Annotated in this window: 23 protein-coding genes; 11 read left to right on the top strand and 12 right to left on the bottom strand. The window is 65.2% G+C overall.

The genetic code is table 11. The features are described 5' to 3' along the window. Positions 1 to 16: 16 nt before the first annotated feature. The 4 genes from R2770_05955 to R2770_05940 all read left to right on the top strand — a co-directional run bounded on the left by R2770_05955 (position 17) and on the right by R2770_05940 (position 5,173). Positions 17 to 1,594: an AMP-binding protein gene (locus R2770_05955; protein ID MEZ5279996.1), complete on the top strand. Its 1,578-nt coding sequence runs from the start codon at positions 17 to 19 to the stop codon at positions 1,592 to 1,594. Between the two features lie 85 nt (positions 1,595 to 1,679). Then, positions 1,680 to 3,842 (top strand): alpha-glucan family phosphorylase, encoded by a 2,163-nt coding sequence (gene glgP, locus R2770_05950; protein ID MEZ5279995.1) that lies wholly within the window; start codon positions 1,680 to 1,682, stop codon positions 3,840 to 3,842. A gap of 9 nt (positions 3,843 to 3,851) precedes the next feature. Next, complete coding sequence (locus tag R2770_05945; protein MEZ5279994.1) at positions 3,852 to 4,643, top strand: transglutaminase-like domain-containing protein; 792 nt, start codon at positions 3,852 to 3,854, stop codon at positions 4,641 to 4,643. A gap of 104 nt (positions 4,644 to 4,747) precedes the next feature. After that, positions 4,748 to 5,173, top strand: coding sequence for a DUF1801 domain-containing protein (locus R2770_05940; protein ID MEZ5279993.1), 426 nt, complete (start codon positions 4,748 to 4,750; stop codon positions 5,171 to 5,173). A gap of 42 nt (positions 5,174 to 5,215) precedes the next feature. Here R2770_05940 and R2770_05935 read toward each other — a convergent pair whose 3' ends face one another. Then, positions 5,216 to 5,992, bottom strand: coding sequence for a hypothetical protein (locus R2770_05935; protein ID MEZ5279992.1), 777 nt, complete (start codon positions 5,990 to 5,992; stop codon positions 5,216 to 5,218). A gap of 3 nt (positions 5,993 to 5,995) precedes the next feature. After that, entirely contained in the window at positions 5,996 to 6,613 is a 618-nt protein-coding gene (locus R2770_05930; GenBank protein ID MEZ5279991.1) for a histidine phosphatase family protein, read from the bottom strand. A 34-nt stretch (positions 6,614 to 6,647) separates the two neighbouring features. Here R2770_05930 and pyk point away from each other — a divergent pair, with 34 nt between their 5' ends. Then, positions 6,648 to 8,081 carry a pyruvate kinase gene (gene pyk / locus R2770_05925; protein ID MEZ5279990.1) on the top strand — a complete coding sequence of 478 codons (1,434 nt, stop codon included), beginning with the start codon at positions 6,648 to 6,650 and terminating at the stop codon, positions 8,079 to 8,081. Positions 8,082 to 8,097: 16 nt separating this feature from the next. On the opposite strand, the gene R2770_05920 is transcribed toward pyk, so the two are convergent. Both R2770_05920 and rpiB read right to left on the bottom strand, forming a co-directional pair. Further along, positions 8,098 to 8,406 (bottom strand): hypothetical protein, encoded by a 309-nt coding sequence (locus R2770_05920; protein ID MEZ5279989.1) that lies wholly within the window; start codon positions 8,404 to 8,406, stop codon positions 8,098 to 8,100. A gap of 25 nt (positions 8,407 to 8,431) precedes the next feature. Next, the gene (rpiB, locus tag R2770_05915) at positions 8,432 to 8,869 is read right to left on the bottom strand and encodes a ribose 5-phosphate isomerase B (protein MEZ5279988.1); all 438 of its coding nucleotides are present in this window, start codon (positions 8,867 to 8,869) and stop codon (positions 8,432 to 8,434) included. 39 nt (positions 8,870 to 8,908) lie between these two features. Between rpiB and R2770_05910 the strand changes: the two genes are divergently transcribed. From R2770_05910 to R2770_05895, 4 genes are all read left to right on the top strand, one after another. Beyond that, entirely contained in the window at positions 8,909 to 9,343 is a 435-nt protein-coding gene (locus R2770_05910) for a DUF3151 family protein (GenBank protein ID MEZ5279987.1), read from the top strand. 16 nt (positions 9,344 to 9,359) lie between these two features. Further along, a complete protein-coding gene (locus tag R2770_05905; protein MEZ5279986.1) occupies positions 9,360 to 9,929 on the top strand; it encodes a molybdenum cofactor guanylyltransferase in 570 nt (189 codons plus the stop codon). Between the two features lie 80 nt (positions 9,930 to 10,009). Next, positions 10,010 to 11,224, top strand: coding sequence for an HRDC domain-containing protein (locus R2770_05900; GenBank protein MEZ5279985.1), 1,215 nt, complete (start codon positions 10,010 to 10,012; stop codon positions 11,222 to 11,224). A gap of 99 nt (positions 11,225 to 11,323) precedes the next feature. Next, complete coding sequence (locus R2770_05895) at positions 11,324 to 11,569, top strand: hypothetical protein (protein MEZ5279984.1); 246 nt, start codon at positions 11,324 to 11,326, stop codon at positions 11,567 to 11,569. Positions 11,570 to 11,596: 27 nt separating this feature from the next. Here R2770_05895 and R2770_05890 read toward each other — a convergent pair whose 3' ends face one another. Continuing rightward, the gene (locus R2770_05890; protein ID MEZ5279983.1) at positions 11,597 to 12,700 is read right to left on the bottom strand and encodes a serine hydrolase domain-containing protein; all 1,104 of its coding nucleotides are present in this window, start codon (positions 12,698 to 12,700) and stop codon (positions 11,597 to 11,599) included. Positions 12,701 to 12,705: 5 nt separating this feature from the next. Beyond that, on the bottom strand, positions 12,706 to 13,437 hold the full coding sequence (locus R2770_05885; protein MEZ5279982.1) for a hypothetical protein: 732 nt from the start codon (positions 13,435 to 13,437) through the stop codon (positions 12,706 to 12,708). A gap of 45 nt (positions 13,438 to 13,482) precedes the next feature. Between R2770_05885 and R2770_05880 the strand changes: the two genes are divergently transcribed. Together R2770_05880 and R2770_05875 are read left to right on the top strand one after the other, a co-directional pair. Next, positions 13,483 to 13,710, top strand: a complete 228-nt coding sequence (locus tag R2770_05880; GenBank protein MEZ5279981.1) for a hypothetical protein — start codon at positions 13,483 to 13,485, stop codon at positions 13,708 to 13,710. Next, positions 13,707 to 14,738: a TIGR00730 family Rossman fold protein gene (locus tag R2770_05875; protein MEZ5279980.1), complete on the top strand. Its 1,032-nt coding sequence runs from the start codon at positions 13,707 to 13,709 to the stop codon at positions 14,736 to 14,738. The genes R2770_05880 and R2770_05875 overlap by 4 nt, the downstream gene beginning before the upstream one ends. Positions 14,739 to 14,763: 25 nt before the next feature. Here R2770_05875 and R2770_05870 read toward each other — a convergent pair whose 3' ends face one another. The 6 genes from R2770_05870 to cofH form a co-directional block, all read right to left on the bottom strand. Next, the gene (locus R2770_05870) at positions 14,764 to 15,288 is read right to left on the bottom strand and encodes a DsrE/DsrF/DrsH-like family protein (protein ID MEZ5279979.1); all 525 of its coding nucleotides are present in this window, start codon (positions 15,286 to 15,288) and stop codon (positions 14,764 to 14,766) included. A gap of 32 nt (positions 15,289 to 15,320) precedes the next feature. Beyond that, on the bottom strand, positions 15,321 to 15,635 hold the full coding sequence (locus tag R2770_05865) for a TusE/DsrC/DsvC family sulfur relay protein (GenBank protein MEZ5279978.1): 315 nt from the start codon (positions 15,633 to 15,635) through the stop codon (positions 15,321 to 15,323). Continuing rightward, positions 15,632 to 16,363, bottom strand: a complete 732-nt coding sequence (locus tag R2770_05860; GenBank protein MEZ5279977.1) for a DUF1641 domain-containing protein — start codon at positions 16,361 to 16,363, stop codon at positions 15,632 to 15,634. The genes R2770_05865 and R2770_05860 overlap by 4 nt, the downstream gene beginning before the upstream one ends. Next, the gene (locus R2770_05855) at positions 16,360 to 17,607 is read right to left on the bottom strand and encodes an FAD/NAD(P)-binding oxidoreductase (protein ID MEZ5279976.1); all 1,248 of its coding nucleotides are present in this window, start codon (positions 17,605 to 17,607) and stop codon (positions 16,360 to 16,362) included. Before R2770_05855 ends, R2770_05860 begins: the two co-directional genes overlap by 4 nt. A 31-nt stretch (positions 17,608 to 17,638) precedes the next feature. Then, entirely contained in the window at positions 17,639 to 18,415 is a 777-nt protein-coding gene (locus R2770_05850) for a helix-turn-helix domain-containing protein (GenBank protein MEZ5279975.1), read from the bottom strand. Positions 18,416 to 18,512: 97 nt separating this feature from the next. Continuing rightward, the gene (gene cofH / locus R2770_05845) at positions 18,513 to 20,984 is read right to left on the bottom strand and encodes a 5-amino-6-(D-ribitylamino)uracil--L-tyrosine 4-hydroxyphenyl transferase CofH (GenBank protein MEZ5279974.1); all 2,472 of its coding nucleotides are present in this window, start codon (positions 20,982 to 20,984) and stop codon (positions 18,513 to 18,515) included.

The raw sequence follows: 20,984 nt of genomic DNA, 5'->3' as shown, positions 1-20,984 counted from the left end.
TGTAGCTTCGGCCGTCATGACCGATTTGCCGCAAGAAGAAGTCCAGCTGCTGCACCCCGGCATCCACGCCGCCACCGGCCCCGACCGCGTTGCCTACGTGCTCGAACCATCGGGCATAGAGGTGACCTACGGCGAACTAGAGGCCAAGTCGAACCAGGTCGCTCACATGTTCCGCGATCTCGGCTTGCAGCGTGGCGATCACATCGCGTTCGTGGCCGAGAACCATCCGCTGTATTTCGTGTTGTGTTTCGGCGCTCATAGGGCCGGGCTGTATTACACGGCGATGTCGAGCCGACTCCACGAGGAGGAGACCGCCTACATAGTCAACAACTCGAACTCGAAGGTGTTCATCGCCACCAACTACAAGCGCGATGTCGCCGAAGCCATCGTGCCGACGACCCCAGACGTGCAGCTGCGCCTGATGATCGATGGCACGTGCACGGGCCACGAATCGTTCGAGGATCGCATTGCCGGCTACCCGACGACCCCCATCGACGACGAGTCTGAGGGGTCGGACATGCTCTACTCGTCGGGCACCACCGGCCAGCCCAAGGGCGTCCTGACCGCGCTGCCCGAGGGTGCCTACGGCACTGCACCCGGCGTGCAGGCCCTGGTGGCCGGTCTGTTCGGCGCCAGTGCCGAATCGGTCTACCTGTCGCCCGCCCCGCTGTATCACGCTGCACCGCTGCGGTTCTGTCTGGCGATGCTGCGCCTGGGCGCCAAGGTCGTGGTGATGGAGCACTTCGATGCAGAAGAGGCCCTCAAGCTGATCGAGAAACACCGGGCCACTGACAGCCAGTGGGTTCCGACGATGTTCGTTCGCATGCTGAAGCTGCCCGAGGAGGTGCGCAGCAAGTACGACGTGTCGTCGATGAAGGTCGCCATCCACGCTGCTGCGCCATGCCCGGTGCAGGTCAAGCAGGAGCTGATCGCTTGGTGGGGTCCTGTCATCCACGAGTACTACGCCGGCTCTGAGGGCAACGGCTTCGTCTACTGCAACAGCGAGATGTGGCTCAAGCACCCCGGCACCGTCGGCATGCCGCTGACCGCCACCGTTCACATCTGCGACGAGGACGGCACCGAGTTGCCTGTCGGCGAATCGGGCACCATCTACTTCGAGGGCGGCGGAACGTTCGAGTACCACGGCGACAAGGAAAAGACGAAGGGGTCGCGCCATCCCGATCATCCCGAATGGTCGACCCTGGGCGACGTCGGCTACATGAACGAGGACGGGTTCTTGTTCCTGACCGACCGCAAGGCGTTCATGATCATCACCGGTGGCGTCAACGTCTATCCCCAGGAAGCCGAGAATCAGCTGATCCTGCACCCCAAGGTGATGGACGCTGCCGTGTTCGGCATTCCCAACGACGACTTCGGTGAAGAGGTCAAGGCGGTTGTGCAACCCCGCGACATGGCCGATGCGGGCCCCGAGCTCGAGCGCGAGCTCATCGCCTATTGCCGCGAGCATCTGGCCGACGTCAAGTGCCCCCGCTCCATCGATTTCAGGCCCGAGTTGCCGCGCCATCCGACGGGCAAGCTCTACAAGCGGCTGTTGAAGGACGAGTACTGGGAGGCTGCGGGTCGCAGCATCTGACCCGTATCACTCATCGACAGGGCCGCCAAGCCGACGTGAGTTCGGCATACTGATCTGCTGTTCCGACAGTCAGGACGACCTCTCGATGACCTACCGTTCGATCCCCACCGCGCCAGGCCGCTCGTTGCCCGCGCCCATCGCCGCGCTCGATCGTCTGTGCCACAACATGTACTGGGCGTGGAACCCGACCATCCGCCGGGTGCTCCGTTCGATCGACTCCGTCAAGTTCGATGCCGGTATGAGCCCTGTGCAGATGCTCGTCGAAGCCGACCTCGAGACCCTGGCCTCCGACCAGGCGTTCGTGGCCGAAGTCGCGTTGGCTGCCGCCGAGCTCGATGCCTACCTGGACGCCCAGGCGCCAGACCATCCGGGGATGAGCCGCGACAACCCGGTGGCGTATTTCTGCGCCGAGTACGGCATCCACGAGAGCTACGCCCAGTACTCGGGTGGGCTCGGCATCCTTGCGGGCGACCACTGCAAGGAAGCCAGCGACATGGACCTGCCGTTCGTGGCAGTGGGGCTGTTCTACCACCTGGGCTTCTTCAGGCAGCTGCTCGACCCTTCGGGCCGCCAGGTCGAGGCCTATCCCAGGTACGACCCGCGGCTGGCGCCGCTGCGCCAGGTGCTGGACGCACAGGGTGGCGAGCCCCTGACGGTCAGCATCGAGTTCCCTGGTCGACAGGTTCACGCCGGCGTGTGGCTGATGGAGGTGGGTCGGGTTCCACTGCTGTTGCTCGACACCGACATCGACGCCAACGAGCCTGCCGACCGGGCCATCACCGCCCAGCTCTACAACGCCACCCGCGAGATGCGTTTCCAGCAAGAGGTCGTGCTGGGCGTCGGCGGAGTGAAGGTGCTGCGCGCGCTGGGCATCGAGCCTGGCGTGTGGCACATGAACGAGGGCCATTCTGCGATGTTGTTGGTCGAGCGAACGGTCGAGGCCATGGCCGCCGGTGCCGATTTCGAGACCGCCACGTCGTCGCTGGCCGACTCGTCGATCATCACCATCCACACACCGGTTGCCGGCGGCAACGAACGCTTCGGTGCCGATCTGGTCGCCGAGGTGCTGGCACCAATGCTGGCCGCGACCGGAGCCGACATCGACGCCCTGCTGAAGCTCGGTCGCGACTCGCAGGACGATCCCGGTGTGTTCGACATGACGGCGTTCGCGCTGCGCCTGTCGCGCCAGGCCAACGGCGTCAGCATCCTGCACGGCGAGACCGCCGACGACACCTGGGCCGAGGTCGTGGGCATGCCTGTGGGCGCTGTCACCAACGGTGTGCACATGCCGTCGTGGCTCGGTCCCGAGATGGCGGCGGTGTTCGGCTCGGTTGGCGCCGAACTGGTCGGGCAGACGTCGCTGGCGTTGAGCCCAGCCCAGGATGCGCCCGCCGCTGGTGTCGAGCCCAGGTCCACATGGGAGGCCATCGCCCAGGTTTCCGACGCCGACCTGTGGAACGCCCACGTCGCACAAAAGACGCGCCTGTGCGAGTTCGTCACCGAGCGCCTGCGGCGTCAGCACGTGCGATATGGCGAAAGCCCAGAGCAGCTTCGCGCCCTCGACGGCGTGCTCGACCCGAACTCGCTGATCATCGGTTTCGCCCGCCGGTTCGCGGCCTACAAGCGCGCCGACCTGGTGTTGTCTGACCTGGCCAAGCTGAGCCAGCTGGTCGGCGACGACGAGCGACCCGTGCAGATCGTGTTCGCAGGCAAGGCCCATCCCCTGGACGAGGAGGGCAAGGCGATCATCTCGAAGGTGTACCAGGCGTCTCAGAGCACCAAGCTGGCCGGCAAGGTGGTGCTGATCGAGGACTACGACATCTCGGTCGGCCGGGCCCTGGTGCAAGGCGTCGACGTGTGGCTGAACAACCCGCTGCGGCCGCTGGAGGCGTCGGGCACCAGCGGCATGAAGGCCGCCGCCAACGGCGTACCCAATGCGTCGATCCTGGACGGTTGGTGGGACGAGGCCTGCATTGGTTCGGGCCCGCTGCAGAACGGCTTCGACATCGGCGCCCGCAAGCCGCGCCGCACCCGTGCCGCCCAAGACCGCTTCGATGCCGACGAGATCCACCGGGTGTTGTCACAAGAATTGGTGCCGCTGTTCTTCGACCGCACCGACGGTGTGCCCAGCGGCTGGGTCCAGGTGATGCGCCGATCGATCGCCACGAGCGTGTACGCGTTTTCCACGCTGCGTATGCTCGAGGACTATCGCGACACGATGTACACACCCGGCTCGACGTTCTCCTGAGCGTCACGCGTGAACGAATCGGGCATCGAGCACTTCGCCAACCTGGTCGAGGCTGCCGCCGACGGCCAGCACGTGCGGCTCGCCGAGATCGCCCTGGCGCTGGCGGCAGTGCTGGCACCAGACGAGGTCGACATCGACCATCGGCTCGCCCAGCTCGACTCGATTGCCCGTCTGGTTCTGACACCCGATCTGGCGGGTGTCAACGAGTTGTTGTTCGACGAGCTGGGGTTTCGTGGCAATAGCGGCCAGTACTACTCGCCGGCCAACAGCCGCCTCGACCTGGTTCTAGACAACCGCACGGGCATTCCGATAACTCTCGCTGTGCTGATGGCCGACGTGGGCGGTTCGGTGGGCCTCGAGCTGTCGCTGACCAATTCGCCAGGCCACGTGTTGGTGGTCGACCGGCTGTCGGGCCTCTGGTACGACGCTTTCAACCGGGGCGCCGAGCTGAACCGTGACGGTGTCGAGGCACTGCTGTCGCCCTTCGTGGGTGGGCGACGGGTTACTCCTGCGATGCTGCGGCCCGCACCCCCTCTGCAGGTGGTTTCGAGGATGCTCAACAACCTGCGGGCGATCTACTCGGGTTCCGACGACCGGTCGGGGCTGCTGGCCGTCGAACGGATGACCTGCGCCATCCCGGGCGCCGATGTGCGCCACCACCTGGTGCTGGCGAACCTCACCGCCGACACTGGCGACCTGGCCGGCGCCGCAGCGTCTCTGGAGGCGGCTGCCGAGGCCAACCCCGGCCGCTCGAACGACCTGCTGAAGCGAGCCACCATCCTGCGGGCCAGACTCAACTAGAAAGGTGCCCAACCCGCACCTTCGCGAACACCGGTGTTCAGACGTCGCCTGGCGCCCTGTGAACACCGGTGTTTGAGGCGAGACGCAGTCGAGGAGCTTCTGTCATGACAGCCTGGCAACGACCCACCGAGGTGAAACTGCTGTCCGGGGACAATCCCCAGGTTCCCAAGGGTGACGGCGAGGAGCCGGTGCGGTTCTACATCGAGCACATGCCGGAGTGGAAACGAGACATCGGCGAACGCATCGACCGGCTCATCGTCGACGCAGTCCCCGGCGTGTACCGCAAGGTCCGTTGGAACCAGCCGTTGTACGGGGCCGACGCCGACACGGTGTTCGCTTCGTTCCGCTGCTTCACCAAGAAGGTCCAGATCGCTTTCCACAACGGCGCATCGCTCGACCCCGAACCGCCCAAGTCTGCCAAGCACCCCAGCGTCCGCTACCTGGACATTCTCGAAGACGATGAACTCGACGAACAACAGCTTTCCGAGTGGTTCCGGCAGGCGTGCGAGCTACCAGGCGAGAAGCTGTGAAACGCGACCATGACTTCCCACAGGGCGTGGTCAGCGGGTGGCTCAGCCGCCGAGGGCGAGTACCCAGGAGACGAACTCGGCGGTGGTCTCGTCGCGGTAGCGGTCTTCGTTGAAGAAACCGTGACCACCACCGGCGGCGACGCGGTACTCGCAGTCGTCGCCCATCGACACGCACAGATCGAGGACGTCTTCCATCTCGACAAGGGCATCGCTGTCGCCGTGCATCACCAGGGTTGGCACGGTGGGTGTGTCGGGCGGCCAGCGCACCAGACCCAGGGCCGGGTTCAACCACACGAACGAGTTGGGTCGAACCCCGGCGTCGTCGTTGTCGGTCAGCGACCTGGACGCTGCCCTGGCACCCGCCGACGCCGCCGCGACGGTGATGCGGTTGGGGTCTATCCCCAGGTCGTCGGCGTTGTTGCGTACGAAGCTCACCACGTCGAACAGGTCTCGAGCCTGTCGTTCGGTGTCGGCACCTTCGGCGAACGTCGAATACTCGACCAGCACGCCAATGCCCCCGGCGTCGGCAAACGCCTGGGCCTGGGTCTGGAAATCGCCCGGATTACCCCGGGCGCCGTGAACGAACAAGATGGCGGGCAGAGCCGACTGCTGCACCTGATCGCTGCCGAGCAGGTGCAGGTACAACGGCCTGTCGTCGTTGGCGCCCCATTGCACCACCCGAGCGCCGACGTCGAGTTCGGGGTATCCGATCGGGTCGGGCAGGCGCGAATCGGCCACGCGAACCCATATCACCGCCCCGAACGCGAACACGATGCCGATGGTGGCCGCAATGCTGAGCCATCGCTTCGACGGCTTCATGGGTTACTTGAAATCGCGGGGGTGGGGGAGCGACCGGATGTGGGCGGTCTCGTTGATCGACATCAGGCTGCGCTGACCAGACGACGCCACCAGCACCCGGCTGATCGACGTGTAGTCGACGTTGCAGAACATGAAACGGTCGCGGCCACGCTCGAGCACGTCGTTCAGATAGGCGTTGATGACACCGCCGTGGCATACCACGGCAACCCGTTGACCCTTGTGGTCAGAAGCGATGCGCGCGACCTCTGCCAGCACCTTGTCCTGGAAGGTGGTGGAGTCGCCCATGCCCTCGTACCCGCCCTGCATCAGGCGCTGCCAGGCTTCGTAGTCGGTCTGCTTCAACACATCGGAAGGGATGTAGGAAGTGTGGTGCCGGTCGAATTCGGCCAGGTCGTCGCGGACGATGGCTTCCATCTTCAGCGCCCATTCCAGCGGCTGTGCGGTTTCGCGGGCCCTGTTCATCGGGCTCACGTAGATGGCATCGATCTGTTCCTGCGTGAGCCATGCGGCCATGGCCTCGGCCTGACGGCGCCCCAGCTCGGCCAGGGGTGGGTCGGCGGGCGACCCGTCTTCGGTTTCGATGTGTTCGGGAAGTCCGTGACGGACAAAAATCAGCTCCACGTGCGCCGAGGCTAGCGCGGTACCCTTCCGACCTATGACTCGGCGCACGAAGATCATCGCCACGATCGGCCCCGCCTCGAATGACGACGCGATCCTCAAAGAGATGATCGTCGCCGGAATGGACGTGGCGCGCATCAATACCTCCCATGGCCACCTCGACGATCACCTCGAGACGATGTTGGCCGTGCGTCGCGCCGCCGAGAACGTCGGCAAACACGTGGGTGTGCTGGCCGACCTGCCAGGCCCCAAGGTTCGCACCGCCCCGTTCCCCGAGGGTGGCGTGACGCTGGCCGAGGGCGACCGGGTGCGGGTCACCGCGGGCTCCAAGGCGTCGAACCGCGAGATGATCGAGGTCGACTACGAGACGATCGCCCTCGACATGCGCACTGGCGACAAACTCGCCTTCGGCGACGGCCAGGTGATAGCGGTGGTCGAGGCCAAAGACGGCGACGACCTGATCGCACGCGTCGCCTACGGCGGCCTGCTGGAGGGGCGCAAGGGTCTGCACATACCCAGCGATCGCCTGCGCGTCACCGCCCCGACCGATGTCGATCTCAAATATCTCGACGCGTTCGTCGAGCACGGCGTCGACATGGTGGCGTTGAGCTTTGCCCGGTCGGCCCACGACATTCGCCGCCTCGGGGTCGAACCGGCTCCGCGCGGCCCGCTGGTCGTGGCCAAGATCGAGACTCGTGCCGCGGTCGAGAACCTCGAGAGCATCATCGATGCCTCCGGCGCGGTCATGGTGGCCCGCGGCGACCTGGGCGCAGAGTGCCCCATCGAGGAGATACCGCACCTCCAGAAGGAGATCATCTCCGAGTGCATCGCCCAGGGGCGGCCCGCCATCACCGCCACCCAGATGCTCGAGTCGATGATCACCTCGCCCACACCCACCAGGGCCGAGGCATCCGACGTGGCCAACGCCGTTTTCGACGGTTCGTCCGCAGTGATGCTGTCTGGTGAGACGGCCGTGGGGCACGACCCCGTGAACACGGTTCAGATCATGGCCCGCATATGCCAGCGCGCCGATGCCGCGTTCGACTACGACAAGTGGGCCGAGCGCATCACGTCGATCCGCAGCCAAACCGCGGGGTGGTGCAGGCATCCGATCGCACCACAGACGCAATCACCCGCGGCGTGGGAGGTGTCGCGCCAGCTCGACGCTGCGGCCATCATCTGTTTGAGCCGCACCGGCTACACGGTGCGCTCTATCGCACGCTTTCGGCCCGACACACCCATCCTGGGATTCAGCTCAGAAGACCGCACCGTCAGCCAGCTGTCGCTCAGCTGGGGCGTCAAGCCGGCATTGCAGCCCGACCGCACCACGTCGCACGAGATGGTCCAAGACGCCCTGCACATGTCGCGCGACATGTACGGCCTGCGCACCGGCGACACGGTGGTGGTGATATCGGGTCACAGCACCGAGACCCGGGCCACCGACACCCTTCGGGTGATGACCATTCCCTAGACCCGGCAGGGGTCGGTCAGCGATCGAGGATCGAGCCGATGATGGCGCCCACGTCGAGCGTCATGGCCGCGTCGCCACACGCCGGATTGTCGGGCACCGTGACCTCTTTGCCGAACAGGCTGCAAGAGCACGTCGCCTGGCATTCTTTGAGGGCATCGCGTTGGGTCCACACGGCGAAGATCGCCAGGGCTATCAACAACAGGTAGACGGTCTTGGTGACCACGGTCTTGACGATCTTGGCCACCATCACGGCGGCCACCGCCAACAGGAACATCACGCCCATGCTGATTTGGGCGAGGCGTTCGGCATCGAGCCATTCGGGCATGTTCGCGGAGAGTACCGCGCAAACGTCAGCTTTCGAGGTCGGTCAGAAGATCGATGCGGCGCTGGTGACGCCCGCCCTCGAACTCGGTCGCCAGCCACAGATCGACGATCTCTTCGGCCATGAACGGGGTGACAACCCGGCCTCCCATCGACAACACGTTGGCGTCGTTGTGCAGCCTGGACATGCGGGCCATCCACAGGTCGTGGCACAGCGCGGCCCTGACGCCGGCGACCTTGTTGGCGGCGATCTGCTCGCCCTGACCCGAGCCGCCCATCACGATTCCGCGGTCGGCTTCGCCGGCCACCACCGCACGTCCGACCGCAGCACAGATGGGTGGATAGTCGCAGCTCTCGGTCGAGTTGGTACCGAAGTCGGTCACGTCGTGGCCTTCGGATCGAAGGTACTCGACTAGGTGTTGCTTGAGCTCGAAGCCGGCGTGGTCGGAACCGATCGCTATACGCATCCAGGAGATACTAAGGGCTGCCGCGCTAACGTTTCGACTATGAGCAACGTCAGCCTGACACCCTCGGGACCGCCCGAAACGATCATCGCTGAGGTGCCTGCCGAGCAATCGCAGGCTCTGGCCGCGGCCCTCTCCCGGCCCGCCGACCAGCAGAGGGCGGCGGTGGCAGAGGTCGTGGCCCGCTATCCGCGTTATCTCGATGCTTGGGCTGCGCTGGGCTGCCTGGGACGCGACCCCGTCGAGCGTTATGCGGCGTTTCGTGTCGGCTATCACCGGGGCCTCGACACCCTGAGGGCCAACGGCTGGCGGGGCAGCGGTTATGTGAGGTGGGCACACGACACCAACCGCGGGTTCTTGCGTTCGTTGCTGGGCCTGCATCGCTCTGCGGCCGAGATCGGCGAAGCCGACGAGGAAGAGCGCTGCGCCCAGTTCCTGCTCCAACTCGACCCGTCAGGGGTTCCCGCTGGCGAATGATGACCTCGTAGGCGCGGTGCTGGCCGGAGGCCGGTCGACGCGCATGGGGTCCGACAAGGCCTTGGTCCCGGTGGGCGATGTGCCGATGGTGCGAATCGTGGCCGACGTGTTGCGTGCGGCAGGTATCGAACGCGTCTATGTGGCCGGTTCGATGTCGCGGCGTGCCGGCCTTGTGGCGGGGTGCGAGGTCATCGACGACATAGCCGAAGGTCGCGGCCCCCTGGGCGGCGTGGCCACCGCTCTGGCATTGGCCGACACGGTGATGGTCTGCACCTGCGATGTTCCGGGCATCGACGCGCACGATGTACAGACTCTGTTGGCTGCACTGCGCAGCCAGCCGGCCGCCGACGTCGCCGTTGCCCGCTCGGGCGTGCAGATCCACCCCCTGGTGTCGGTGTGGAGGTCTGGGCCGACCCGGCCCATCGTGCTCGATGCCATCGCCGAGGGCCCCGCTTCGGTCATGTCGGTGCTGGACCGCCTTGCTAGCGTCGAGGTCGAACTGCCGGCCACACATCTGGTCAACATCAACACGCCGGGCGAGCTGGCAGAATTTGTTCAGCAACACTCGGGTCGTGCCGAACGGTAACGTCTGTGTCCGCTGTACATCCGAACACCCCAGGAGTTACCCCTGATGCCTGAAGTCGACACAACGGTGGCTGAGGCTCCGTGAGTCGCGCACGAAAGGGGAACAACAAGCCCGAACGGCGCACCAAGCCCCGCGCCGCCGGCGAGAGCTACCGATGGGTCGACACCGAACAAGGCCTAGACGAGGTCGTCGAGGCGATCTGCGAGGCCCCCAGGTTCGCGCTCGACACCGAGTTTCACCGCGAGCGCACCTACTACCCCAAGGTTGCGCTGGTCCAGTTGGCGTGGGACAACGCCGAACATGTTGTGCTGATCGACCCATTGGCCGTCGACATCGCCCCGCTGGCGAAGGCTCTCGAAAGCCCGGGTGTGGTGGTCATGCATGCGGCACAACAAGACCTCGAGGTCTTGACCCGGGCCTGCGGCACCGTTCCGACCGACCTGTTCGACACCCAGATAGCCGCAGGTTTCGTGGGTCTCAGCTCACCCTCGCTGTCGACCCTCTCCGATCGGTTCCTGAAGCGGCGCCTGCCCAAGGGCGATCGCCTCACAGACTGGTTCCAGCGCCCGTTGAACCAGGCCCAGCGCGAGTACGCGGCGTCCGACGTGCTGCATCTCGAAGAGATCCACGATCTGCTACTCGCCGATCTGGAACAGCGTGGGCGTGTCGCCTGGGCAGCGGGCGAGTGCGAGAAGCTGCGAGCCAAGCCCATAGCCGACGGCGACCCCAACCTGGCCTGGTTGAAGATCAAGGAGGCCAGGCATCTTCGCGGCCAGGCCAGATGTATTGCCAGCGAACTGGCAGCTTGGCGCGAGCGCACCGCCAGGGCCACCGATCAACCGGTGCGTTTCGTGTTGTCTGATCTGGCGCTGGTGACCGTCAGCCAGAACGCACCCAAGACCATCGACCAGCTCAAGGCGGTGCGGGGTCTCGACGGGCGCCATCTGAAAGACGGGGCCGGGCCCCAAATACTCGATGCGGTGGCGCGCGGCGAGCAGATGCCCCAGAGCGACATCGAGAGCACGTCTTCGACGACACAAACCCTCGAGCGGCGCCTGCGCCCGGCCGTTACCCTGGTTTCGGCGTGGATCAGCCAGCTGGCCAGGGACGAAGACCTCGATCCGACGCTGCTGGCCACCCGGTCAGACATCGTGTCTTTCCTGCGCGACGAACCCGACGCCGCCCTGCGCGAAGGCTGGCGAAACGAGCTCATCGGCACACGCGTGCGAGCCCTCGTGGAGGGCAAGGCGGCCCTCGCTTTCGACGATGGTTCGCTGGTGCTCGTCGAGAGGTGAAATCGCTGTGACCTGCGGTTTTTCGGGCTTCGTGTCGTGTTCTGGGTCGCCTGTGGCACTACACTCGCCAAGGTCCGCGGCCAGGAGGGCGCCCACGTGGTGAAGAAAGGTCGACATCGCCGCTACGAAGAAGCACGGCGATTTCAGCGTTCCTCGAGTTTCAACCTCGAGGAGTTCGATCTCGACGCTCCCGACCCGTTCGCCCTGCCCGACACCGGCGTCAACTTCGACGACGACGATGACGAGTACGACGACGAGGAAGACAAATACGCCGAGCTGGCCCGCAAGTACGCCGATTTCGACGACGGCGAGGGCGACGACTCCGAGGACGACGATCGCTCCTGATCGCACTCGGCCGACTTGGGGCCGGGTTCAGATCCCCAGGGCTGCCATTCCGGTGGTCAACCACGCACTGCTCGAGCGGGGCATCACCACTTCTTGAATCAGGTCGGTCATCTCGCTCATCCGACGCTCGTGGTCTGACCTGCGGGTCAATCCGTTGGTCAGATACACGCCCACGACACCATCGGCCGGGTCGCAGAACGCCCTGCCCGCAATGCCGTCGTGACCGAAGGCCCGGTGCCCGAACGATCCGCTGAACGATCCGGCCACCTGGAAACCCAGCCCCCACGGAACCGGCGCGCCCAGCGTGCGGTCGCGTACCCCGTAGCGGTGCACAGCGTGGAACAGCTCGGCCGTGGTCTCTGACACGATTCGGTGGTCGGGCCCTGTCAGAGCCTCGTACAGGCGTCCTAGGGCACGTGCCGAACCCCAAGCGCTGATTCCCGGATCGACCTTGGCCATGTGCCAGGTGGTGTTGTGGATGCTGTCGCGGCGGTGCTCAACACCTCCGGCGGTATAGCCCCTCCAGTGAACGGGCGAGATCTTGCCGCTGAGGCGCTCGATGTCGCGCGGACCCAGCCCCAATGCGATCTGGCCCACCAGGCCGGCGGGCTTCAAGACGTTTCGGTGCAGCAGCTTCTCGATGGGCTTGCGCTCGGCGCTTTCCAGAACCGCTTGAAGCACCTTCCAACCAGGCGACGAGTGGAACGCTGCGGCGACGCCGGGAGGGTGCTCGGCGCGGTGCTGACAGATCTGGGCCAGGGCATCGGGGCCGTCGAGGTCGCGGTCGCCCAGTTCGGCGCCTGCGAACCCGCCCATGTGCGTCAGTACGTGGCGAACGGTGCACGCCTCTTTGCCGTTGCCCCACTGGGGCAGATGTTGTGCGATCAGGTCGTCGAGGCCGATCTTGCCGCGTTCGACCGCCTGGGCCACCAGCACCGTCGTCAGGGGCATGCCGGCCTCGTACAGGCGCAGAACATGGTCGGTCCCCAGGGGATGATCTTGAATCAGGTAACCGTCGGCCATGTCGACCAGCGGTTCGCCACCCACCGAGACGTAGAGCTGTGATCCGGCCTGGAGGCCCCGCTCACGGTGGGTGGCCATGAGGGCGCGTAGCGACTCGATCGAAGCCATGTCGGCTATGTCGGCCGCGACCTCGGCCACATCAGCGGTGGGCTGGCCTTGCCCAGCTCGTCCATGCGTCGTGCCAGCTCGTCGTAGATGTGTTCACCACAGATCGCCACCAGCTCGTCGCGCAAGCTCACATAGGCCGGGCGGGCGTGGTTCAGTGCGCTGGGGTCGGTGGTGCACCACCAGCCGAAGTCGGCACCTCCCTCGCCCCAGTCGCGGCGGGCCCACTCTCGAACCATCGTGTAGATGTGGCCGGTTTCGGTTTCGTGGTCTTCTCGGCGAACCGGCACCTGCCAGCACACTTCGGGCTTCAGCTCGTGAGGCGAGACATCGCCGTCGAGCGCGGCCAGGTGAAGTGCACAGCCCGCACCTCGTGCAAAATCGGCCCGGTTCAGGAACACGCATGCGCCGTCGACCACCTTGGTCTTGCGCGAGGTCGAAGCGTCGTCGGCTTCAGGATCCGATGACACCGTCTCGAACGGGTCGTCGACCTGCAGCTGCCAGTTGTCGGGCCCCAGGTAACGAGCGACAGCGTCGGTCACGGCGCGCTCGTCGGCTTCGTCGCTCATGTATGCGCCATGCTCGCAACAGCCGATGGCTTCGTCGGGTTCGGGGCCGATGCCCTGGCAACCTCGCCCGTAGATGCACCCATAGCCCGAACCCAGAAACGTGACGTCGAACATCCATGTGCGTTCTTCGTCGGGGTCGTCGAACGAGATCCACTCGCGGCGATCTTCCACGCCGAGAGAGTAGGCCAGTCACACCCCGCCGGTACCGTGTTGACGATGAAAGGTCATGAACTCCAGGACGACCTCGACCGCGTCGCAGATTCGCTCGACACGCTCAGCGAGGCCCTCGCCGAGCTGGGCATCGCGGCGCTGCGTGCCGCCATCGACGATCCAGACTCAGACGGCCGACGTCCAGAGGTCGAAAAGCGCATCTCCCGTGCCCGCCGCAGCGTCGAGAAGGCCGCGGTGATACTGCGCAACGAGTCGACGGCGGGAATGCTGTGACGGATCCGTCAGGTCCGGTGGCCGCGGGCCCCACGGCCGAGCAGCTGATCGAGGCTCTGGCAGACGACGTCGGCAACGCCAACCGGCGCCACGTCGTCGAACTGCTGGAGGCTGCGGTGGGCCTGGTGTCAGATCATCCCAGCCGGCTCGACCTCAAGATCGCATCTGCCGCGCTGACCGAGATGCGTCAGGCGTTCGCCACCTTCGCTCCGTATCACGACCGCCGCAAGGTCACTGTGTTCGGTTCGGCGCGCACCACCCCCGACAGCCCGGCCTATACCGCGGCCCACGACGTGGCCGCCGAGATGGCCAGCCGCAATTGGATGGTCGTGACGGGTGCCGGGCCGGGCATCATGCTGGCCGCCAACCATGGTGCCGGACGCGAGATGAGCTTCGGGGTCAACATACGCCTGCCCTTCGAGCAGGAGGTCAACGCCTTGTTGCACGGCGACGAGAAGCTCGTCGAGATGAAGTACTTCTTCACCCGCAAGCTGATGCTGATGAAGGAGTCCTCGGGTTTTGTGGCCCTGCCTGGAGGTTTCGGCACCCAGGACGAGACCTTCGAGCTGCTGACCCTGCAACAGACCGGCAAGGGCGAACCCGCGCCCGTCGTGTTGCTCGATGTGCCTGGTGGCACCTACTGGCAGCGGTGGGTCGACTTCGTCGTCGACGAACTCGAAGGCGGGGGCATGATCAACCCCCTCGACCACACCCTCTACACGATGACCGACGACGTCCAGGTCGCCTGCGATGCGGTGACGTCGTTCTGGCACAACTATCACTCGATTCGTTATGTGGGCGACCGCCTGGTGGTGCGGATGCAGCGCCGCATCCCAGACGAGGCCATTGACGAACTCGGCGACCGGTTCTCGCACCTGCTCGACAGCGGCCGTTTCGAGCGGTCAAAACCGCTGCGACCCGAGGTGATCGACGAAGACTTCGTCGATCTTCCCCGAATCGCTTTCAACTACGGTCGCCGCCACTACGGCAAGCTGCGCGGCCTCATCGACGTCGTCAACCGCTACTAGGAGCATTCACGCGAACCCGAAGGGTTCAAGTGAAGATCACCTGGGCGCCCTCCGACAGTTCGATGAAGTCGGTGGCGGTGATGATGTCGCTGACCTCGTCGGCCAGGTCGTCTTTGGTGTAGCCCATCATGTCGACCGACATCTTGCATGCCCACAGCTGTCCGCCCGCGGCCTCGATCATCTCGATGAACTCGGGGATCTCTGGGACTTCCAGGTCGTGGATCTGCTTCTTCATCATCTTGGTGGCCATCGCCGTCATGCCCGGCAATCCGGCCATGCCCTGGGGCATGTGGAACCGGCCGCCTCCCGGAGGATGCATGGCGGTGTTGCCCATCCAGGTGAACTGCAGGTCGTGCATGTGCTTCTTGGTCACTATGTCGAGGCCCCAGAAGGTGAAGAAGATGTGGGTCTCGATGCCCTCCATCAGGGCGGCGTTGGCCATCACCAGCGACGGATAGGCCATGTCGAGGGTGCCCTTCGAGGCGATGAAGCAGATCTTGCGATCGCTGTCGTCGTCGCCGAAATCGGGAACCAGTGGCTTGTCAGACATTTCGGATCCTTTGGATCGGTTGAAGGCTGAGTTCAGACGCAACCGTGCGGCTTGGGTACGCCGGCGATGTAGGACATCTTCTTGGCCGGCTTCTTGGGGAACAGCTGGAACAGTTGCTTGGTCGGCACACCGCCGACGTTGGCGACACGGCGAAGCATCGGGGTTTCGCCCTGCTCCTTGTAGTCCTCGCGGAGGAACTTGATCACCGGCCAGTGGTCTTCGGTCATCTCGATGCCGATGTTGGCCGCCAGTTCCTTGGCGATGTCTTCGTTCCACTCTTCGTATTCGGTCATGAAGCCCTCGTCGTCGACGTGGACCTCAACTCCGGCGATGGTGGTGGTGCTCATTTCTTGTCTCCTGTTTCGATAGTGGGGCGGGTGGGGTCGACTTCTGAAACGACGCCCAAGGTGTTGAGTGCACGGCCGAGGCCCTTGCGGATCTCGGGGTCGCGCATGCGCTTCAGAAGCTGGAAGAAGCTGGGAGCCTCGGCCGGCTCGAGTTGCATCTGCGCCTGCTGATGCTGCACGGCTTCGATCATGCGGTACAAGACCGCCATGATTTCGGGCTGGGTCAGTTCTTTGACGGTGTTCAGGATCAGCACGACGTTGTCGCCCAGTGCCTGCACATCGTCTTCGGTGAAGTTGGTGACGACCTCGTCCACCACTCGCATCCCGCCCTTGGCAAAGGCGAAGTAACCCTTCTGGTCGGCCTCGACCAACCGGTCGGTGGCGAAATCCATCACCTGGTCGCTGAGAGGCCACATGTCCGATGCCAGCTCGGCGAACACCTCGAGGTATCCAAGCGCCTGGTCGAGTATCGGAGCCACCCGAACCACCCGGCGAAGCAGCTGGGCGAAGTCGGCGATCTCGACGTCGGCGCTGAGCTCGTCGAGCTCTCGGCTGACCACTTCGAGGAAGTCGCCGGCGATGGGCATGGCGTCGGCCTGTAGCTCGGTCCACATCTCGCGGCGCCGTTTGGCCTGCATGGCCTCGTCGGCCAGGAATGCGACCTGTTGGGTCAATACGTCGATCTTGGCTTCCAGCTCGGCGATCGACGGAGCTTGCGCCACGGTCATCGCAGGTCCTCCCTGACCTTGCCCGCCATCGACATCAGGGCCGGGATGGGCATGGCCTTGCCTTGCAGCAGGACGTTCCAGTAGATCCACTTGAACATCAGCTTGCCCCAGTGGTTTGCCTCGGTCTCCTCCAGCAGCGAGAACGGGCCTATTCCTGGCAGCGGGTACTTGCCCGGCAGGGGCTCGGTGTCGTAGTTGAAGTCGATCAGCAGGCCCTTGCCGTGGCCCGACTCGATGAAGCAGTTGGCGTGGCCGTCGAAGACCTCGCGCATCGGCTTGCCCTCGATGTAGTCGAGGAAGTTGTCGGTGAAGATGTCGATGGCGAAGTGGGCCACCGATCCGGCCTTCGATGTGGGTAGCGCCGCCGCATCGCCCAGGGCGAAGATGTTCTCCCAGTCCTTCGACAAGAAGTTGCCCTTGTCGACCGGAACGTGGCGCAGCTCGTCGCCCAGGCCGGAGCGGCCGATGTATTCGGCGCCCATGTTCACCGGCACGGTCACCAGCAGGTCGTATTCGACCTCACGTTCGTCGAAGCTGATCAGCTTGTGGTTCTCGCCATCGACCTGCTCGAGGAAGAAGTCTGCCTGCAGACCGATCTTGCGCTCGTCGAGCATGGCGCCGAGATGCTTCGACGCCACCGGCTTGGTGAATGCACCTGGCAGGGGAGTGACGTATTCGATTTCGACCCGGTCGCGCATGCCGCGCTCGGTGAAGAACGCGTCGGCCAGGAACGTGAACTCCAGCGGGGCCACCGGGCACTTGATGGGCATCTCGATGATCTGAACCACCAGCTTGCCGCCGTCCCATGTGTCGAGCTTGTCTCGCAGGGCCTCGGCGCCGTCGATGGTGTAGAAGTCGAACACCGACTCGTACCAGCCGGGCTCGCCTGCGCCCAGTCCGGGCGTTTCGTCCGGTGTGGCGTGGGTGCCGGTGGCGATGATCAGGTAGTCGTAGTCGAGGGTCTGGCCGTTGGTGAGCTTGACCGTGTTGTTCTGGGGCTCGACCAGGTCGATCTCGGACTTGATCAGCTCTACGCCCCGCGGCATGAACCGGCGCTTGGGCTTCTCGAGTTCGGCTCGGCTGTATCCGCCGAAGGGCAGGAACAGCAGGCCTGGCTGGTAATAGTGGGTCTCGTACTGGTCGACGAGGGTGATCTTCCATTCGTGTTCGTCCAGAACTGGGCGCAGCTTGTTGGCGACCATCGTTCCGGCGGTGCCGGCTCCGAGCACCAGTAGCTTCTTCACGGCTGACTCCTTTGGAATCGTGTGTTGTTCGTCATGTCGCCGTTCCTGCGATGGCGGCGATCGATTCGAGCTTGTTGACCAGCTGGCTGTGGTCGTCGGCCAGCCGCGAGATCAGGTCGCTGAACTGCGACAGGTTGCGTGCGATCCAGTCCTGGTGGGGCCGGTCGATCCAGTAGACCTCCATGGCGTGACCGGCGACCGTGGCCAGGGGTGTTGCGGTGTCGTCGGCGATGCGGGCGAGCTCGTCGTGCGACGGCGGCCACACCTGGGGTGCCACACCTCCGACGATGACCATTCCGCTGAGGGTGCTGCCGGTGCGGATGAAGCTGCGGGCGCACAACACACCCAGGTGGCTCTGGACGAAGTGTGGTTCCAGGTCGATCTGCTCGCCCAGCCGGCGCCAGCCGGCGCTGCAGCGGTCGGGGGCGTCGACGCTGTCGTAGATGGCTTTGAAGTATCCGCAGGGGTTGGCCACCGTGGTCAGCGCATGGCCGGCCATGTCGGTTACCACGGCCATGACGCCGAACAGATCGGCGGCCAGATCGGCTATGGCCTGCGCCGTGTCGGTTGGGATCAGCCGTTCGAGGCTCAGCGTGGAGGACCGCTGCACGGCGTGGGTCGCAGGCACCGGCTCGGTCGCAGCTGCAGGTGAACCACCACCCAGCAGCACCTGGACCTGGTCGGATGGGAAACGCCATTGGCGACCGACCTTGACGGCGGGGAGGCGCCCGTCCTCGGCCATCCGATAAACCGTCGACCGGTCGACTCGGAAGAGGTCTTGGACTTGGCGTGAGGTGAGCAGGGTCACCGGGTGCCTCCTATGCCGTCTAATGCATCATGTGCCTACTGATGCACCATCACCTAGAGGCATAAGGCCCTGCTCGGCTATCGCGATGGGCGATGTCCTATTTGTTCGAGGCGGCGACCACGTATTCGACCGGAATGAGCTTGCGGCGGCTTTCCTTGAGCCCGTCGACGCGCTGGCGCGTGACCTCGGCGACGTCGAGCTTGCCGTCGGCGCGGCCGTAGCTGGTGGTGCGCTGCTGAAGGGTGCGACCGAGCGGATCGACGAGGTTGCGGAAGTCGGCCTCGGTGAGGCCCTGGCCATGGCTGGCACCCGCGGCGCGGCTGATGTTCTCGTCCATCAGGGTGCCGCCCAGGTCGTTGGCGCCCGCCATCAGGATCTGCCGTGCGCCCTCGATGCCGATCTTCACCCAGCTGACCTGGACGTTGTCGATCAGGCCCCGATACGCGATGCGGCCCACAGCGTGCATCAGCAGTGTTTCGCGGAAGGTCATGCCTCGGCGGGCGCGTTTGTAGAGGTACACGGGTGCGGCCATGTGTACGAACGGCAGCGGAATGAACTCGGTGAAGCCACCGGTGCGCTTTTGCAGCGAGCGGGTGCGCACCATGTGGCGGGCCCAGTGCACCGGGTTCTCGACGGACCCCGCCATGATGGTGATGTTCGAGCCCAGGCCCACACTGTGGGCGGCCTCGTGCACGTCGAGCCACTCGTCGGTGGTGACCTTGTCGGGGCACAGCACGGCACGAATCTCGTCGTCGAGGATCTCGGCCGCAGTGCCAGGCAGCGAGGCCAGACCGGCGTCCTTCAGCATCGTCAGATACTCGACCAGGTCGACGCCCAGACGTTTGGCGCCCTCGTGCACCTCCAGGGCCGTGAACCCGTGCACGTGCATACCCGGAACGGCTTCCTTCACCGCCCGGGCGACCTCGATGTAATAGTCGCCGTCGAAGCTGGGGTGGATGCCGCCCTGCAGTGTCACCTCGGTGGCGCCCAGTTGGGCGGCCTCGATGGCGCGCTGCTGAATCTCTTCGAGGGTCAGCAGGTACGGCGTGCCGCGCAGGTTGTGGCTGAGCTTGCCCTTCGCGAAGCCGCAGAACGTGCACTTGAACGTGCACACGTTGGTGTAGTTGATGTTTCGGTTGTGGACCCATGTGGCCGTGTCGCCCACAGCCTCGCGACGCAGCTCGTCGGCCAGGGCCGCCACCGCAGTGACCTCGGGCCCTCGGGCACCAAACAGGGTCACGATCTCGTCTATGCCGACCTCTTGGCCGGCGCGCACACCGTCGAGGACCTCGGCCACGGGCCCTCGAATGGGCGTCGTGGTGCCCGGCAACAGGATGGGTGGGGGATTGGACGCGCCCGAGTACCAGGCGGTGTTGTCCTCGCCCACCACGGTGTATTCGGCGCCGTCGCCCACCTGCATGGCTTCCTCGATCTGTTCGGGGAAGTAGCCGCCGGGATCGTCGCGGCCGAGACTTTCTGCATCGCTGCGGTCGAGCACTGCGAAGCGGTTGGATTCGGCCAGCCAGGTTTGGGGATCGAGTGCGAACTCGGGGTAGATGGTCAGCCGTGGGGCCAGGACATGGCCCTTGGCCTCGGTCACCTCGCGCAGCCGGTCGAGCGCCGGCCATGGGCGTTCGGGGTTCACGTGGTCGGCGGTCACGGGCGAAACCCCGCCCCAGTCGTCGATGCCGCAATCGACGAGGCCACCGAAGTCGTCGGACAGGTTGGGTGGTGCCTGTAGGTGGATGTCTGGCGGCAAGATCAGGCGGGCGAGGGCTATCGCTTGGGCGTATTCGTCCGGAGGGCAGGCCGGATACTTGTGCATTGCCGTGCCCTGCTTGGGCAGGAAGTTCTGAACGATTACTTCTTGGATGTGGCCGTGGCGCCGGTGCGACTCGGCGATGGCCCACAGCGCCTCTACCCGGTCTTCGACCGTTTCGCCGATGCCGACCAGGATGCCGGTGGTGAATGGAATCTGCAGCTCGCCCGCGTATTCGAGGGTGTCCAGGCGACGCTGGGGAACCTTGTCGGGCGAGCCCCTGTGGGCGTCGAGGTCGTCGCGGAGGGTTTCCAGCATCATGCCCTGGCTGGGGGCGACCTCGCGAAGCAACTCGAGCTCGCTGCCGAACAGGGCTCCGGCGTTGGCGTGGGGCAGCAGCCCGGTTTCGTCGCGCACCAGCCGGCACATGGCGGCCAGATAGTGCACGGTCGACTCATAGCCGTGATCGTCGAGCCAGCGACGGGCGGCCGGGTATCGCTCTTCGGGGCGCTCGCCCAGCGTGAACAGGGCCTCGTGGGTTCCCATCGCGGCCCCGGCCCTGGCGATGGCCAGGACCTCTTCTGGGGTCAGATAGGGGCTGTCGAGACGAGCCGGCGGCTGGGCGAAGGTGCAGTACCCGCACTTGTCGCGGCACAACATTGTCAGGGGGATGAACACCTTGGGCGAATAGGTGATGCGCGTGCCGAAGTGCTGGTCGCGCACCGCCCCCGCCAGGGCCACGAGGTCGGCTAGGGGAGTGGCGAGCAGGCGCTCGACGGAAACTGTCGACTGGCTGGTTCTGGTCGGCAT

The sequence above is a fragment of the Acidimicrobiales bacterium genome (assembly GCA_041394185.1).
In the GTDB taxonomy this organism is placed as follows: domain Bacteria; phylum Actinomycetota; class Acidimicrobiia; order Acidimicrobiales; family Poriferisodalaceae; genus JAAETH01.
The sequence above is the reverse complement of the archived record's forward strand: the minus strand, read 5'-3'. Positions and strand labels throughout refer to the sequence as shown.

What these genes read in the sequence shown, in the direction of transcription:
- R2770_05955 (MEZ5279996.1), top strand. Translation starts at nt 17, where the DNA reads ATGACCGATTTGCCGCAAGAAGAAGTCCAGCTGCTGCACCCCGGCATC.
- glgP (MEZ5279995.1), top strand. Translation starts at nt 1,680, where the DNA reads ATGACCTACCGTTCGATCCCCACCGCGCCAGGCCGCTCGTTGCCCGCG.
- R2770_05940 (MEZ5279993.1), top strand. Translation starts at nt 4,748, where the DNA reads ATGACAGCCTGGCAACGACCCACCGAGGTGAAACTGCTGTCCGGGGAC.
- R2770_05935 (MEZ5279992.1), bottom strand. Translation starts at nt 5,992, where the DNA reads ATGAAGCCGTCGAAGCGATGGCTCAGCATTGCGGCCACCATCGGCATC.
- pyk (MEZ5279990.1), top strand. Translation starts at nt 6,648, where the DNA reads ATGACTCGGCGCACGAAGATCATCGCCACGATCGGCCCCGCCTCGAAT.
- R2770_05920 (MEZ5279989.1), bottom strand. Translation starts at nt 8,406, where the DNA reads ATGCCCGAATGGCTCGATGCCGAACGCCTCGCCCAAATCAGCATGGGC.
- rpiB (MEZ5279988.1), bottom strand. Translation starts at nt 8,869, where the DNA reads ATGCGTATAGCGATCGGTTCCGACCACGCCGGCTTCGAGCTCAAGCAA.
- R2770_05910 (MEZ5279987.1), top strand. Translation starts at nt 8,909, where the DNA reads ATGAGCAACGTCAGCCTGACACCCTCGGGACCGCCCGAAACGATCATC.
- R2770_05890 (MEZ5279983.1), bottom strand. Translation starts at nt 12,700, where the DNA reads ATGGCTTCGATCGAGTCGCTACGCGCCCTCATGGCCACCCACCGTGAG.
- R2770_05880 (MEZ5279981.1), top strand. Translation starts at nt 13,483, where the DNA reads ATGAAAGGTCATGAACTCCAGGACGACCTCGACCGCGTCGCAGATTCG.
- R2770_05870 (MEZ5279979.1), bottom strand. Translation starts at nt 15,288, where the DNA reads ATGTCTGACAAGCCACTGGTTCCCGATTTCGGCGACGACGACAGCGAT.
- R2770_05865 (MEZ5279978.1), bottom strand. Translation starts at nt 15,635, where the DNA reads ATGAGCACCACCACCATCGCCGGAGTTGAGGTCCACGTCGACGACGAG.
- R2770_05860 (MEZ5279977.1), bottom strand. Translation starts at nt 16,363, where the DNA reads ATGACCGTGGCGCAAGCTCCGTCGATCGCCGAGCTGGAAGCCAAGATC.
- cofH (MEZ5279974.1), bottom strand. Translation starts at nt 20,984, where the DNA reads ATGCCGACCAGAACCAGCCAGTCGACAGTTTCCGTCGAGCGCCTGCTC.